Here is a 14,880-nt window from a genome sequence, read left to right as displayed (position 1 = left end):
TTTTTTCCGATTGTTGGCATATTTTTTTTCCGACGATTGGCAAAAGTGAATTCGTTGAATGGATTTAGTATCTTTGTATCATTTTCATTGTGGCTTGCCTAAAAGCAACTGATTGACTTTCATGACCACCAAAAAAACGATACTCCTCAATCGCTTCATTTAAATCGTTTCTATTTGAAAATGTTACCCTACAGGTATCCCGATCTAATACTTGAAAAGCATACGTTTCATCATTGATGGCATAAGCTCCATGCTGATCAATAATATCTTTCTCAAAGCGTTCATCATATTCCTCAATACGTTCAATTTTCATAACTCTTTAAATATCTCCCCAATATATTTATCTGTTTTTTCATAAAGAACAAGCATGATCAAATAATTGCCTACTCCATGAATCAAATCAAAAAATAAACCTTTAAGCCAATAAGCCAGGGCTGCTTCAAATGAAAAGACAAGGTAAAAAAACGCAAAAAACATGCCAAAAACAAGTCCAAAAGCACCACTAAAAAGAGCAAGCTGATGTTCATTTTTAAAGATATTTTTTGTATGATAGCTGATCAAAACCAATCCATTCCACATGATAAAATACATGATGGACCAATCTCCAAAACCATATAAGATAATCTGTAAGAAACAAAAGATCGTAGCAATCAACAGAGAATGAGCAAGTTTAAAATGTCGTCCAAAAAGAATCAAAAGAAAACTTACAAGTTCGATATTCGGTAAAAAAGCTAAAATTTCTTTTGAAATCGTTAAGATCGCACTTAAAAGTGCGATCAAAGTCATTTCTTTGATTTTACTCATAAGCCTCTAGCGTAAAAGTAAAGTGATCTTTATCTTCTATCACAAGGACATCGGCAGCATCACAAAATGAATTTTTGACGCATTGAGCATTGTTCTCAGAATCATATGTCCAATATTTACCGCTTGCTTCATCTTGAACATAGAGCTCATCAACACCCATGCCTGTAATATACATCCCATAAGTGCTTTGTTCAATTTCAAGCAAAATTTCTTTTTGTTTCTTCATTTCTTCTAGTAATTCTCCAAGTGTTGCGCTATTCGTTTCAACTTGTTTATCATAAATAACATCATCTTCATTTTGAATGGTAATCTGAATTACTTTTGAATCATGATTTCCTAAAGTTAATTTATATATACCATAGCCTGCTAGCAGTAAGATCAGGAAGCTAACGGCGATGATGATCTTTTTTCTTTTGTTCATGATTTCTTCCTTTCTGCACTGTTTTTGGACGAATCAGACATTTCTTTGAAAAACCGATCAAGTCCTGACGTCCTGCTTTTGTGAGAGCTTCATACACGAGGTCATAATTAGCAGGTGAGCGATACTGCATCAAAGCTCGCTGCATTGCTTTCTCATGAGCATTTTTTGGCACATAAACAGGAGTATTATCACGTGGATCGATCCCTGTGTAGTACATGGCTGTCGACAGGGTACCTGGTGTTGGATAAAAGTCCTGCACCTGTTGTGGCTGATGATGGATATCTCTGAGATATTCTGCCAGTTCAATGGCCGCATGCAGATCACTTCCCGGATGAGAGCTCATCAGATAAGGGACAAGATATTGATTCTTATCGTATTCTTCATTCAGCCGATAATATTTTTCCACAAATTTCTTATATAAACCGCTTCTTGGTTTTCCCATCTTATCTAAGACCCGATCACTGATATGTTCAGGAGCCACTTTCAGCTGACCTGAAATATGATGCTGGACAAGTTCTCTGAAAAACTTCTCATCTTTATCGTACATGAGATAATCATAACGAATACCACTGCGTACAAAGACCTTTTTGACCTTTGGCAACGCTCTTAGTTCCTGTAAAAGCGAAAGATAATCCGTATGATCGACCTTTAGATTGTTACAAGGTTTTGGCCATAGGCACTGTCTGTTTACACAAGCACCATGGGTCAGTTGTTTAGCGCAGGCAGGTTCCCGAAAATTAGCCGTAGGTCCGCCAACATCATGAATATAACCTTTAAAATCCTCTTCCTCAGTAATTTTTTTAGCTTCATTGATAATACTTTCATGCGATCTTGACTGAATGATTCTTCCCTGATGAAAGGTAAGGGCACAGAAATTACAAGCTCCATAACAGCCACGATTGGATATCAAAGAAAAACGTACTTCTTCGATGGCCGGCACTTTTTCCTTATAAGAAGGATGATAAGTACGCATATAAGGCAAGGCATACGCATCGTCAAATTCCTGCTGGGTCAATGGACGATTCGGACGATTCTGCACGACATAACAATCCTCATAAGGCTCCACAAGGGTACGGGCATTAAAATGATCCGTATTCATATACTGAATCTTAAAACTTTTCGCATATTCCTTTTTTGAATTTTTTACACTATTAAAATCAGGTAAAATGATCGGATCATAAGCTACACTTAGATCTTTGGTCTTAAAGACCGTGCCATCTAAATATGTCAGATATTTTACATCTAATCCGCTATCAAGCGCATCAGCGATCTCAATGATACTATTTTCCCCCATGCCATACATCAATAAATCAGCACCGGAATCTAATAAAATCGAACGTCTGACCGTATCGCTCCAATAGTCATAGTGAGCTAAACGTCGCAGGCTCGCCTCAATACCGCCTATCAGAATCACCGCATCTTTATATGCTTCACGAATCTTGTTGCAGTAAACGATCACGGCCCGATCCGGGCGCTTCCCCATCACACCACCCGGTGTATACGCATCTTTTTTTCTTCTTTTTTTAGCCACCGTATAATGATTGACCATCGAATCGATATTCCCACTGGATACTAAAAATCCTAAACGTGGTTTTCCAAACCTCTTAAAATCATCTACGCTGCGCCAATCCGGCTGTGCCAAAAAACATACCTTGTAGCCATGACTTTCCAGCGTTCTACAGATGATTGCAGCACCAAAACTCGGATGATCGACATAAGCATCACCACAGACATACACAAAATCAGGCTGCTCCCAGCCTCTATCTCTCATTTCTTCATAAGTTACTGGTAAAAATCCACTCATACGTCCTCCTATCGATCATCCAAACTGCTCCCTATAAAATCACTTTTTATAATAAATCAAAACCATAGACATATACTTAACTGAGGTGAATCATGTTTGAAATGCTACAGCTTGGTTTTATGGAATTTTTAGGATTTTGCGGTTTTATTCAAAACAAACGCTTTAAAGACCCCTTAACAAAACAGGAAGAGCTGCACTGTCTTGAACGTTTGGCTCTAAAAGATGAGCAAGCCCGCAATATGCTGATTGAACACAATCTTCGTTTAGTCGCCCATATCGTTAAAAAATACGACATTAAGAAAATGGACAAAGATGATTTAATCAGCGTCGGTACCATCGGTTTGATCAAAGCCATTGATACCTTTAAGCTTGAAAGTGGTCATAAGCTGACAACCTATGCCGCTCGTTGTATTGAAAATGAAATTCTGATGACCTTACGTGTCAATCAGAAACATTCCCAGACCGTTTCTTTAAATGAAACGATCCAAAAAGATAATGATGATTCTCTTTCCCTTATTGACTGTTTAGCAAGCAATGAAGAAGATGTCATCGATACTTTTATGAAAAAAGAAAATATTGAGAAAATGATGTCCCATTTCAAAATTCTAGATGAACGTGAAAAAGATATTCTTATGAAACGCTATGGTCTTTTTAATCATGAAGAAATGACCCAAAAAGCAATTGCACAGGAATATAATATTTCCCGTTCTTATGTATCACGCATTGAAAAAAGAGCGATCATTCAATTATGCAAAGCTTTTTATCAATAAGGAATATAAGTCATTGGCAATTTTAGATTTGAAACGACTTTGACGATTGCTTTTTTAAAATCCTCTTTATCAAAAATAAAGACTTCAAAGTAAATTCTTTTTAACGCAATCCCACTGCCACAGATACGGGCAATTCCTAAATCATACAACAAATCGTTGAGTTCTTTTTCAAGAACTCTTTTTCTTTGTGCTTCCTCTTCATTAAATTCATCGATTTCAAGCACCAGAAAACCCACTTCTCCCTGCAAACGTGTGATCTGATTCAAAGAAGTACGCTCATGGTTCATGACCTCTACAAAATTTAAAGGCTGAATCGTAGAAATTAAGATACGATCATTTAATAATTCATCACTGACCTGATCCTCATCCAGTTTATAAACCGTATAGATCTGCGTACAATCACTATAAGTCTTATAATTATGAAGCTCCATAAAATCAATGATTTCATCATAGCCTTCTCTTAAAGGTACATATTTGACACCCTCTTTTTCACTCGATGAGCAATCGATTCGCTCCACATAACTATTGACGACTAAATCACCTAGGACATTTTCTACGAATGTAGAAGCAATGACTTCCTTTTCATTTTCATTCATCTTATCAAAAGCCTCACATACCAGCGATACGGAAAAGCTGTCTTGTACCTTTGGTGTCTCAATAAAACCAATCTTCATATCATCAATCGTATAATCTTTTTCTTCAACCTGAAAACGATAATGATAGATCTTTTCACTTAAAGGTGGAATACAGTCAAAGATGATCCAGTTATCTGAAAGAGTTTTAGGTGCAAACTTTTTAAGATAAACACAGATGATCTGACTTGTCTTATCTTTCATTGGTTCAAAAACTAAAAGATTTAATTCATCATCTTTTTCCAGCGAAAGATAGCAGCCAGCTGTCTTTAAACATTCATCTCCCAGCTTCTTTTCCCATTCTTTGATCTGATCTGAATCATTGGCCTGTAAAGCCTCTTCGATCTTTTCTTTGTTTTTTAAAAAATATGTCCAGAATGCTTTCGCATTTGTTTTAATACTCATAACATAACCTCACTTTTCCTTTATTCTATCATATTTTTATACTATAATGTTCACATGAAACCAATTTTATTAACAGAAACGATCAAAAATGAACAGATGTTAGATGAATGGCTCAATGACCATCTATTTTCTAAGAAACAGCGTCATCTTTTAAAGATGGAAAAAAGAATTCGTGTCAATCATCAGATCATCACTCATAATATTCATCTTTTCAAAGATGATCTTCTTGAAATCAATTGTGCGAAAGAAGAACAAGATGATCTTGAACCTATCGATCTTGATTTGGAAATCCTTTATGAAGATGATATTGTTTTAGTGGTCAATAAACCGATCCATATGATTGTTCATGAAGATGGTAATCATCCTATCACCCTTGATCAGGCAGTCGCCGGATATTTTCAAAAAACAGATCAAATCTGTCCCATCCGTCATATTCATCGCTTAGATAAAGATACAAGCGGCTGTATCTTATACTGCAAGCAATCCTATTTACAGCCCTACTTTGATCATGCCATAAAAACCAAACAGATCCAACGTACCTACTTAGCAATCGTACAAGGGAAGATCAATCAGGCAATGACCATCAATAAAAGCATTGGCAAAGATCGTCATGCCAATCGTTTCCGTATTTCTTCAAACGGCATAAAAGCCATCACTCATCTAAAACCATTGACCTATAAAAAGAATAAGACACTGATTGAATGTCAGCTTGAAACAGGTCGTACCCATCAGATCCGTGTTCATCTTGCAGGCATCAATCATCCCCTTATCGGCGATGAGCTCTATGGAACGGCTTCACCCTATCGCTGCATGCTTCATTCTTATTCACTTTCATTTATCCATCCTCTGACCCATAAAAAGATTGAAATTATCTGTGAAATGCCAAAGGATATGCGTTTATGTATGGAAAGCTGAAAAGTCACCAAAATAAAAGTGGAGGTGACATATATGGCACAGAAAACAAAACACAAACCTGGAAGCAATTGTACAGAAAGCGGTAAATATTCTGAATATACAGAAGATGGAACGCTCGTAAATGAAGACATTGACGTAGAAGAAGGAAGAAGATTCCCTCCAGCTCAGGAAAAAGGCAGTTATTTTCAAAAACAAAAAAAATAAATGAAAAAAAGAATCAAGACTTCGTGTCCTGATTCTTTTTATATTAGATATTTTTGATAAATGCCTTATAACCTAAATAAGCTTCATAAACATCTACCTTAGAAACGACTTCCCAAGGAGCATGCATATTCTGAACCGCTACACCGGCATCCACGACTTCCATACCATACTGAGCAGAGATATAGGCGATCGTTCCTCCGCCACCCTGATCAACACGGCCAAGTTCACATGTCTGGAAAGATACATTTTCTTTATCCATAGCATTAAATACTTCACTGAGATATTCCGGATTTGCATCGTTGCTTCCGCCTTTGCCACGTGAACCTAAGAATTTATTGTAGCACAGACCCTTTCCTAAGAAAGCTGTATTCTTCATTTCATTCACACTTGGATAGTTTGGATCATAACCAGCAGAAACATCACTGGAAAGCATCTTTGAATTGCTTAAGCATCTTCTCAGCTTTAACTCTGAATAATCATTTAAGACATTCATCAGTTCAGCTACTGTATTTTCAAAGAATTTAGAAGAAGCACCTGTTGCACCAATGCTGCCTACTTCTTCTTTATCCGTCAATAAGACAACACTTGTTTTATTCGCTGTATCACTGTCTAATAAAGCAACAAGTGAAGTATAGGCACATACACGATCATCATGACCATAACCCATGACCATTGAACGATCTAATCCATAGTCTCTTGCTTTACCGGCAGGAACTACTTCAAGCTCAGCTGTTCTGAAATCTTCTTCTTCAATGTTATATTTTTCTTTCAAAAGTGTTAAGATCGCTTCTTTTGATTTATCCTTCTCAGCACTCTTGCTTGGAATTGAACCAACCAAAACATTCAGATCCTCACCCTCAATGACCTTAGAAGCTGTTTTTGCCATCTGATCACCAGCTAAGTGAATCAAAAGATCGCTGATACCTATAACAGGATCACTTTCATCTTCACCAATCACAACATTGATCACACTGCCATCTTTCTTTACAACAACACCATGTAATGCCAAAGGCAAGGTTACCCACTGATACTTTTTGATACCACCATAATAATGTGTATCTAAAAGTACAAGATCATTATCTTCATACAAAGGATTCTGTTTGATATCAATTCTAGGTGAATCAATATGAGCACCTAAGATCTTCAATCCCTTTTCCAAAGGCTCTTTTCCAATATGGAATAAAGCCAATGTTTTTTTCATATGAGCAGCATACACCTTATCGCCTGCTTTTAACGTTTCATGATTCTGGATAACTTCATTTAAATCACGATATCCTTTGGACTTTGCTAAAGCGATGGCTTCACTGACACATTCTCTTTCTGTCTTGCAATCAGAAATAAACTTTTTATAGTTTTCGTTGAAATCAAATACAGCCTTTGTGTCACTGTATTTTTCCCATGCACATTTATTTTCCATAAATAACCCTCCTGGTATTATTATACTCCATTTTTTAATATTTTCTACTCTAAAGACTTAAACTGTGCCTGATATAAACGAGTATATAAACCATTCTTTTTCAAGAGTTCTTCATGAGTCCCTCTTTCTGTAATATGATGATTTTCAATCACTACGATCTCATCTGCATTTTTGATCGTTGATAAACGATGTGCCACAACAATTGTCGTTCTACCTTTACATAATTCATCTAAAGCATCCTGAATCAGAATCTCTGTCGCATTATCTAAAGCACTGGTTGCTTCATCTAATATCAGAATCGCCGGATTCTTCAAAAAGACACGAGCAATGCTTAAACGCTGTTTTTGACCACCTGAAAGCTTGATACCACGCTCACCGATCTGAGTATCATAACCTTCAGGAAGCGTCATGACATAATCATGAATATTCGCTCTTTTAGCTGCTTCCACAATTTCATCTTCACTGGCATTTAAATTACCATAAGCAATATTCTCTCTGATCGTACCTGTAAATAAAAACACATCCTGTTGTACGATCCCAATATTTTTACGCAACGACTCAAAAGAAATCTCTTTGATATTCTCCCCATCAATACGAATCTCACCCTGTTCTAAAGGATAAAAACGTGGGATCAGATGACAAATGGTCGTCTTGCCGCCACCACTTGGTCCTACCAAAGCTACTGTCTTTCCTGGTTCAATATTTAAAGAAATATCATGTAAGACTTCTTCACCGCTTTCATAATTAAAGCTGACATGATCAAATTCAATATGACCTTTCACATCTTTTAAATCATGAGCATTTACACTCTCCTGTTCAATTGGCTGATCCAAAAGCTCAGTAAAACGCTTAAAGCCTGTTGCCCCATTCTCCAACTGTTCCACAAAATTAATCAGCTTCTTGATCGGTGAAATAAAGTTATTCACAAATAACATATAAGTCACAAAATCCGCAAAATTGATCCAGCCATTAAACGTATAAATACCACCCGCCATCAAAACAACGACATTCAATAAATCAATGATAAAACCTGTACCACTATAAAAATAAGCCATTGCCTTATATGACAACTCTCTTGCCTTTACATAGGCATTATTCCCCTGTAAAAACTTTTCTTCTTCATAATGAGCATTATTAAAAGCCTTCGATACACGAATACCACTAATTGCATTATTTAAATTAGCATTAATGACACCCACCTGTACACGACTTTCATGAAAAGCAACATGCATCTTTTTTCTTGACTGAATCGCAATATAAACCAGAATAGGAATAAACGCAAAAATAATCACCGTCAAAGCTACATTAATCGTACATAGATAGAAAAAAGCCCCTAACATCATAATGACTGAAAGAAAAAGATCCTCAGGTCCATGATGTGCCAATTCAGAAATATCCTGTAAATCATTAACCATTCTTGACATGATCGTACCTGTTTCATGTTCATCATAATAACTAAAAGGAAGTTTCTGTAAATGATTAAACACCTCTTTACGCATATCCGCCTGCATATGAACACCTACCATATGTCCAAAATATGTCACAAAATAATTCAACAGCATTTTTACGACATAGATGACAAGAAGTACGATGGCACTGGTAATCAAAAGACGTAACTGCTGATTTGGAATATAATCATTCAACATATTCCTCGTAATGATCGGATAAATCAGATCACACATAGAAATCAGAAAAGCCGCACATAAATCTAAAATAAACATCTTCTTATGTGGCTTATAATACTGCATAAACCTTTTTATCATACTTTATCTCTCCTAAAACCTCTTTATTATACCATAATATAGATAAAACAAAAGTCACGCCATCCGGTAATACACAAAAAAATTCCCATAAAATGGAATGAATATCCATTTTATGGGTCATTTAATTTATTTTCTAATATCTTTACTGTGAAAAGCTGTATTCAAGCCATCCCCTAAAACGACACGATCGCCACGAATTTCTATTACACTATATTTGTGATTCAATACATCCGCAATCAGTTGAACACCTTCATAAGAATATCTTGAAGCGGGTGTGACCTTATCACCTACTTTAATTTCAATTGAATCAGTCGATCCACCTGCAATATCACCATCATTCACCCAGCATAAGCCATCATCTAATAGATAAGTAGATATACCATTGACTTTCAAACATCTGGTAATCTTTCCACTGTCACGCAACATCTGACTAGCTGGAATGTAGTTCCTGATAGCAGCTGCATCTGTAGATGACCGATAACAAGTCGTAAATCGTAGAGTTTCACCTAAAGTATGAGCAAACTCGTCATTAGTTTCTTCTTGAACATCATAATTCAGATAAGGCATCTTGAACCAGTGGGTCCAAGTCGTACGCTTATAGCTTGTATCTGGGTGATTTCCTTTGAAGTATGTAATGACGATCTTCTTATCAAAGGCTGCGGTTGCTTCGATGACCTCTCCATTTCCTAAGTAAACTCCAATGTGACCTGGCTGATAAACCATCAATCCTGGAATTTCAGGGATCGTATCAATCGTGCCTTTTTCAGTTGCTTCATTAAAGAATCCTGTTTCATTTTTATCAGGCACTTCCTTATTATAATAAGAAGCATTCTTTTCTGAATAATCATGCCACATAAAACATTTAATAAGACCTACGCAGTCAAAAATACGTACTCCGTTTTCATACCGTCCGATACCGCCTAAACGATAAGCATTTGCTTTATTCTTTTGTTCTTTACACCAAGATACTAAATCACTTGCACTCGTATAATCATATGCCATCTTATTTATCCTCCTTGTGATACATATCCATTTTTAACTCAACTTTATCCATTCTTGAATTAAGATGATGAATCTCTTGTCCATGCTTGGTAATTTTATCTTTTAAGACTTCACTATCCTTGATCAAATGTTCAATCGAATCATTCAATCGTTGAATCGCAATCTTTAATTCATTCAATGGACCTGTAAATTTCTCAGAGAAGCTATTCACAGCACCAATCAGTTTAAAGATAGAAAGAAGTGCTAAAACAACTGCTCCAATTGTAAATGCCTGTTCCATATATATTTATAAAGGCAACTCGGTATTTTCTACCTGTACTTCCGGTAAACCTGCAATCGATGTCAGCAACGATACGATACCTGCAAGAAGTGAAGCAGAAGCAACAACCTGCCAGCTCACATCAGAAATCATCACAGACGTACCAATAAGACCTATAGCACTCTGTGCCATCGTTTTAATAGCACGTATTCCAGCCGCCTTGATCCATTTGATCCAATAAGTTTTATCTTTCATATTCTTTTCCTTTCCGCCTTTTTTTTAAGTTATCAGGCAGTCCTGCGCCACATATAAACGGTAATATATGGCTGAAGATTGGAGTGAGCCCCACCTGATCCAGCACTGCCGCTCGTACTTGTGGATGCTTTTGCCGTTGATCCACTAGCCGCACCTGTTGTTCCAGACACACTATGTGTATGTGCTCCATTTGTACTCGTAACTGCATCATTTCCATAACCGGCACCATAGGCTCTGTGTGGTGAATAACGGGCACTGCCTGCTGCCGCATCAAAGTCATAAGACCAGTTATGAGCATGAGAACCTCCGCTGCTTGTCGTTGCACTAAATGAATGCTTATGTGAATTTAAGCCATGTGTATGTGAGATTGAATGCGTATGTGAAGGCATCTGTGAAGATGTTAGCGTAACTGTAGAAGAACCTCCTGTTTTCTGCACTGTAGAAAAATCACTTTGTGAAGTATCAACACCTACTAACGTTCTTCCGCTCGCAAATGCTACCCATGTTCCTCCAAACAAAGAAGAAGGATTCGTATTTACTACACTAATATAAATCGAGCCTACTGGGTAAACACTATCCAAAGTCGCAACCTTATAATTATTCACTTCCAGATCCCAATAACACTGCAGCGTATTCTCCTTTGTTGAAAATCCTCCAAAAGCCACACCTTTACCATTGCTTTTGATATTCATGACTCTTTCAGCAGTAGGAATAAAAGCTGTTACTGTAGAAGAATTGCCTAATCCATCCGTAATTTCTGCTGTAAGGGTATATGAACTGCCAATAGCACAATTCGCATTCATAATAAAAGAAGTACCACTGGAAAAAGTTGTATTCGATACACTATTACAGGTAACACTGCGACTAATCGTATTCTTCCCATTGACACTTGCATAGCTATAAGTACAATGAACCTTTAAATAAGTGCCACTTGAACTAATCGTACCATCTGAAGTACATCTTTGTGCTGAAACACTGATAGAAGGAGGAAAATATTCATATACCACAAATTGAGCTGATGTCATACTTGATGAAGATCTTCCACGACTATCTGTTACATATCCACTAAATGAGAATGTGCCTGTCGAATTTAATACACCTGTTGTCAGACTATTAGAAGATGAACGATACCCAGCACCACTCAGTGAATATCCACTAATGGAACTGCCATAAATTCCGCTTGCTCCTGCAATCGTTGCTGTTACTTTGGAATAGCCCTGTACATATACGCCCCATGAACTTGGAACGCCATTATCGACTCTGGTAAGAGTCACACCTGATAGAGTTGGTAATACTGAACCTGGCAGAGATAATGTCTGTGTCTTCGTTACAGCATTTCCTATCTGCGTACTGCCGCTATATGTCGTTACTCTGACTGTCAATGTACCACTTGTTGCATTTGGAATATGATTTGCCAGTGATAATGACGGAGTAAATGTTGCTGAAGTTGCAGCACTGCTTGTAGCAGTCGTATAACTGCTACCCGCAAAGGAATACTCTACTTTATGCGTAAAAGATGTACTGGCTCTTGAAATATTTACCGTAACGGAAGATCCCAAAGAACTTCCTGAAATGGAAGATATGCTACTTGATCTTGGAATGGTTGTTACACCACTGATCGTACCACTTCCACTTTTATTTCCCATGATATAATCATTCGTACTAAAGCTAACGCTTCTTCCTGGGAAAGTACCATCAGCATTATGACTTACTGTAATATCCTTTGTCTTAGAAAAAATATTTCCAGCACCACTTTTAGAATAGGCACCACTATACATCACCGTGCCATCTGTTACGAAATTACTATATGTACTGGCTATTTTTGTTGTATTTGTCGTATGAAAAGTAGAAGTTAAACGAATGGTTGAAGTATTATTTGCGATATTCTGAGAAACAAGTGACCATGTAACTCTATATGTCGATCCCCATGAACCACTCAATGTTCCTACTGTTCCTGATGTTGCCACGATTACTCACTTCCTTTCAGTAATAAAGAAAATCCCAGACTTCCTTCATCTGTAAAACGATAACTGCCCACACCAATCGCTGATGTGATAACAGCTGTTAATACATGCAATTCATTATTCGATAGCCATGCTACCTTATTGCTTCCCTGATAAAAAGCTAATTCAGAATTGCTGAGAACAGCTTTAAAAGTACTATTAGAAGCACCTAATTCAAGTTTTGATCCATCGAATCTGGCCCACTCTTGAACTTCCTGACCAAGTGAATCCACCTTTGTTTTATTAATTTCTAAACCTTCGGCTACCTGTTGGATCGAACTAGCTATTTTTAAGACCATCTGATTGATAGAAGTGTCTACATCTTCCAATTTAGTTTTTAAAGTAATACATATTGGAGTACTTTCTAAACTGGATTCATCCGTATAAGAAACTACTTCCTTTTGCCAAAGAAACTGATCAAATGTCCATATAGGCTTTTCATCTTCCCAGCCACTCAATGGCACTTCTGAATCTGAATCACTCACAAAATAATAAAGTGTTACAGCTTCAATTCCCTTACTATCTGCATTATTCTGAATGCTCAAGACTCTTTCATTACTATATAAAACCAAACCATTCGAATATGAAATAACCTGTCTTATCCATAAATAACAGCCATCCTCAATTTCCTCAGGCAAACTACTTTCCCACTCACTAGGAGATGTATCTTCATTATTAGAAACACCATATTGAACATTAACATCACTCACTGCAATTGACTGATCTGCCATCACTTCAATTTTCCGCATTTCTGTTCTAAACTGTTCACTATTTAACTCTAGCTCACCAATCTTCCCATTATTCTCTTCTACATTCTGTGCCAATACATTTAAAGAAGCATTATTCTGATCTAAGGTAGAAATGATCCTGCGTATTTTATTACCCGTAGAACTCGTATTCGTTTTAGAAGTATGATCACCATTGATTTCACCACTGATTTCTTGAATATCATAAGTAGCATTTAAATAAGAAGTATCAATCGACATTGCCATAAAATCAAAAAGATCATCATTATCAATCAATTCCCCACATCTTAATGTATCAATCGCAGCTATCTTAAAATTCCTGCAAGAATAAAAACTTAAATTATTCAATGATTCATAAATCAGATCCACATCACTTTGCTTATCAATATAAGGATTCATCTCATCTAACATATAAACATTCTTACTTTCATTACCACTTAAGATAGGTGTCAATCCATTATCTATTTTCACACCACTGATACTATATTCATCTGCTTTTTCAAACTGTTCGACATCTTCACTATCTAATACATACTTCACAGTTTTTGACAAAGGAACAAACTTATAGCTTGTATCACTCTGTGCAAATAGATTACATCCGCCAGCCTCTGCGATCCACCCTAAATGAGTACGCATCGTTTCACTGCTGTCATAAAAATTAACTTCCTTATTTAATAAACTGCTTGGTATTAAAGAGTGATCAATATCAATCTCCAAACATTCACTGATCTCATCTATGATATTTTCTACACTTGTTGGATATTCAAGTGAAGAACCATAATTCTCATTTGCCATGATCAAAGAATCATATAACTCCAAATTCAATTCCTTAGTCATCTTCTCTGGCTTTTCATAAACATAAAATGTACCCAATAATGTAAGATTCTCATCTTTCATAAGAAAAGGAAAGTCCAATAGACTATCGAACTTTCCATCACTATTATCCACCTTCATGCTTAATTCCATAGAAGGTGTATTACCAATCAGCTTATTCTCTTCAAAAGCAATATGACTGCTAACCTCACTGATCCACTCAGAAACATCCTGGTCATTCACATAAAATCTTATCTTCATACAATCACCTACATTTCCACAAAATCAAATGATAAATCAGCATACATACCATTCTTATAAAGCTTCATCACACTCTTACGATCACTGCGATACATTCTTTTGGTGATTCTTGTATCCGTAATAGGATCATAAAATTCAACACTGCTGCCACCATCCTGTTGAGCCGCTGTATTCTCCAAGATAAGATTCAACTGCTCAATCGTAATATTCACCCAAGACATCGGCAAAGTAACAACATCACTGCGTTTAGGATTCAGCTTTGTCTTACCACTGACCCATGAAGTTAAGGTAGAAGCTTGAACATCACTCATACTTAATTCAATATCATTGCTCACAGCCGGTAATTCAACACCATTACTTTTGATCACTGTATAAAATTTAATTTCATCTTCACTCATATTCAACC

At 36.6% G+C, this 14,880-nt stretch carries 16 protein-coding genes; 3 read left to right on the top strand and 13 right to left on the bottom strand.

Translation table 11 applies throughout. From position 1 onward, the window contains the following. Positions 1-64: 64 nt before the first annotated feature. Genes BQ5367_RS06250 through BQ5367_RS06235 form a run of 4 tightly spaced genes read right to left on the bottom strand, consistent with a single transcriptional unit; the run spans position 65 to position 3,029 of the window. The gene (locus tag BQ5367_RS06250) at positions 65-313 is read right to left on the bottom strand and encodes a hypothetical protein (protein ID WP_071441670.1); all 249 of its coding nucleotides are present in this window, start codon (positions 311-313) and stop codon (positions 65-67) included. Continuing rightward, on the bottom strand, positions 310-804 hold the full coding sequence (locus tag BQ5367_RS06245) for a hypothetical protein (protein ID WP_071441669.1): 495 nt from the start codon (positions 802-804) through the stop codon (positions 310-312). The genes BQ5367_RS06250 and BQ5367_RS06245 overlap by 4 nt, the downstream gene beginning before the upstream one ends. Further along, positions 797-1,225, bottom strand: coding sequence for a DUF4430 domain-containing protein (locus BQ5367_RS06240; RefSeq protein ID WP_071441668.1), 429 nt, complete (start codon positions 1,223-1,225; stop codon positions 797-799). The genes BQ5367_RS06245 and BQ5367_RS06240 overlap by 8 nt, the downstream gene beginning before the upstream one ends. Next, entirely contained in the window at positions 1,191-3,029 is a 1,839-nt protein-coding gene (locus BQ5367_RS06235) for a YgiQ family radical SAM protein (protein WP_071441667.1), read from the bottom strand. The genes BQ5367_RS06240 and BQ5367_RS06235 overlap by 35 nt, the downstream gene beginning before the upstream one ends. 92 nt (positions 3,030-3,121) lie before the next feature. Here BQ5367_RS06235 and sigK point away from each other — a divergent pair, with 92 nt between their 5' ends. Further along, positions 3,122-3,799 (top strand): RNA polymerase sporulation sigma factor SigK, encoded by a 678-nt coding sequence (gene sigK / locus BQ5367_RS06230; protein WP_071441666.1) that lies wholly within the window; start codon positions 3,122-3,124, stop codon positions 3,797-3,799. Here the strand turns inward: sigK and BQ5367_RS06225 are convergent. Continuing rightward, positions 3,793-4,836 carry a hypothetical protein gene (locus BQ5367_RS06225; RefSeq protein WP_071441665.1) on the bottom strand — a complete coding sequence of 348 codons (1,044 nt, stop codon included), beginning with the start codon at positions 4,834-4,836 and terminating at the stop codon, positions 3,793-3,795. The two genes, sigK and BQ5367_RS06225, sit on opposite strands and share 7 nt — an antisense overlap. Before the next feature lie 54 nt (positions 4,837-4,890). Between BQ5367_RS06225 and BQ5367_RS06220 the strand changes: the two genes are divergently transcribed. Together BQ5367_RS06220 and BQ5367_RS13065 are read left to right on the top strand one after the other, a co-directional pair. Then, the gene (locus BQ5367_RS06220) at positions 4,891-5,751 is read left to right on the top strand and encodes an RluA family pseudouridine synthase (protein ID WP_071441664.1); all 861 of its coding nucleotides are present in this window, start codon (positions 4,891-4,893) and stop codon (positions 5,749-5,751) included. A gap of 33 nt (positions 5,752-5,784) precedes the next feature. Next, complete coding sequence (locus BQ5367_RS13065; RefSeq protein WP_074022000.1) at positions 5,785-5,955, top strand: YjzC family protein; 171 nt, start codon at positions 5,785-5,787, stop codon at positions 5,953-5,955. A 43-nt stretch (positions 5,956-5,998) separates the two neighbouring features. Here BQ5367_RS13065 and BQ5367_RS06215 read toward each other — a convergent pair whose 3' ends face one another. From BQ5367_RS06215 to BQ5367_RS06180, 8 genes are all read right to left on the bottom strand, one after another. After that, positions 5,999-7,372 carry an aminopeptidase gene (locus BQ5367_RS06215; protein WP_071441663.1) on the bottom strand — a complete coding sequence of 458 codons (1,374 nt, stop codon included), beginning with the start codon at positions 7,370-7,372 and terminating at the stop codon, positions 5,999-6,001. Positions 7,373-7,416: 44 nt separating this feature from the next. Next, positions 7,417-9,135: an ABC transporter ATP-binding protein gene (locus BQ5367_RS06210; protein ID WP_071441662.1), complete on the bottom strand. Its 1,719-nt coding sequence runs from the start codon at positions 9,133-9,135 to the stop codon at positions 7,417-7,419. A 126-nt stretch (positions 9,136-9,261) separates the two neighbouring features. Next, entirely contained in the window at positions 9,262-10,137 is an 876-nt protein-coding gene (locus BQ5367_RS06205) for a hypothetical protein (protein WP_071441661.1), read from the bottom strand. Position 10,138: 1 nt separating this feature from the next. Further along, positions 10,139-10,417, bottom strand: coding sequence for a hypothetical protein (locus tag BQ5367_RS06200; RefSeq protein ID WP_071441660.1), 279 nt, complete (start codon positions 10,415-10,417; stop codon positions 10,139-10,141). 6 nt (positions 10,418-10,423) lie between these two features. Next, positions 10,424-10,651, bottom strand: a complete 228-nt coding sequence (locus tag BQ5367_RS06195; RefSeq protein WP_071441659.1) for a holin — start codon at positions 10,649-10,651, stop codon at positions 10,424-10,426. A 32-nt stretch (positions 10,652-10,683) separates the two neighbouring features. Next, the gene (locus BQ5367_RS06190) at positions 10,684-12,618 is read right to left on the bottom strand and encodes a DUF859 family phage minor structural protein (protein ID WP_071441658.1); all 1,935 of its coding nucleotides are present in this window, start codon (positions 12,616-12,618) and stop codon (positions 10,684-10,686) included. 2 nt (positions 12,619-12,620) lie between these two features. Then, positions 12,621-14,474, bottom strand: a complete 1,854-nt coding sequence (locus BQ5367_RS06185) for a hypothetical protein (protein WP_071441657.1) — start codon at positions 14,472-14,474, stop codon at positions 12,621-12,623. Positions 14,475-14,482: 8 nt separating this feature from the next. After that, the gene (locus tag BQ5367_RS06180; protein ID WP_071441656.1) at positions 14,483-14,872 is read right to left on the bottom strand and encodes a hypothetical protein; all 390 of its coding nucleotides are present in this window, start codon (positions 14,870-14,872) and stop codon (positions 14,483-14,485) included. Positions 14,873-14,880: the final 8 nt, after the last annotated feature.

It is taken from the genome of Traorella massiliensis (genome assembly GCF_900104665.1).
GTDB classification, from domain to species: domain Bacteria; phylum Bacillota_I; class Bacilli_A; order Erysipelotrichales; family Erysipelotrichaceae; genus Traorella; species Traorella massiliensis.
The sequence above is the reverse complement of the archived record's forward strand: the minus strand, read 5'-3'. Positions and strand labels throughout refer to the sequence as shown.

Coding starts and splice junctions, on each gene's coding strand:
- sigK (WP_071441666.1), top strand. CDS start 3,122: ATGTTTGAAATGCTACAGCTTGGTTTTATGGAATTTTTAGGATTTTGC.
- BQ5367_RS06205 (WP_071441661.1), bottom strand. CDS start 10,137: ATGGCATATGATTATACGAGTGCAAGTGATTTAGTATCTTGGTGTAAA.
- BQ5367_RS06185 (WP_071441657.1), bottom strand. CDS start 14,474: ATGAAGATAAGATTTTATGTGAATGACCAGGATGTTTCTGAGTGGATC.
- BQ5367_RS06180 (WP_071441656.1), bottom strand. CDS start 14,872: ATGAGTGAAGATGAAATTAAATTTTATACAGTGATCAAAAGTAATGGT.
- BQ5367_RS06195 (WP_071441659.1), bottom strand. CDS start 10,651: ATGAAAGATAAAACTTATTGGATCAAATGGATCAAGGCGGCTGGAATA.
- BQ5367_RS06215 (WP_071441663.1), bottom strand. CDS start 7,372: ATGGAAAATAAATGTGCATGGGAAAAATACAGTGACACAAAGGCTGTA.
- BQ5367_RS06245 (WP_071441669.1), bottom strand. CDS start 804: ATGAGTAAAATCAAAGAAATGACTTTGATCGCACTTTTAAGTGCGATC.
- BQ5367_RS06235 (WP_071441667.1), bottom strand. CDS start 3,029: ATGAGTGGATTTTTACCAGTAACTTATGAAGAAATGAGAGATAGAGGC.
- BQ5367_RS06220 (WP_071441664.1), top strand. CDS start 4,891: ATGAAACCAATTTTATTAACAGAAACGATCAAAAATGAACAGATGTTA.
- BQ5367_RS06250 (WP_071441670.1), bottom strand. CDS start 313: ATGAAAATTGAACGTATTGAGGAATATGATGAACGCTTTGAGAAAGAT.
- BQ5367_RS06225 (WP_071441665.1), bottom strand. CDS start 4,836: ATGAGTATTAAAACAAATGCGAAAGCATTCTGGACATATTTTTTAAAA.
- BQ5367_RS06240 (WP_071441668.1), bottom strand. CDS start 1,225: ATGAACAAAAGAAAAAAGATCATCATCGCCGTTAGCTTCCTGATCTTA.
- BQ5367_RS06200 (WP_071441660.1), bottom strand. CDS start 10,417: ATGGAACAGGCATTTACAATTGGAGCAGTTGTTTTAGCACTTCTTTCT.
- BQ5367_RS13065 (WP_074022000.1), top strand. CDS start 5,785: ATGGCACAGAAAACAAAACACAAACCTGGAAGCAATTGTACAGAAAGC.
- BQ5367_RS06210 (WP_071441662.1), bottom strand. CDS start 9,135: ATGATAAAAAGGTTTATGCAGTATTATAAGCCACATAAGAAGATGTTT.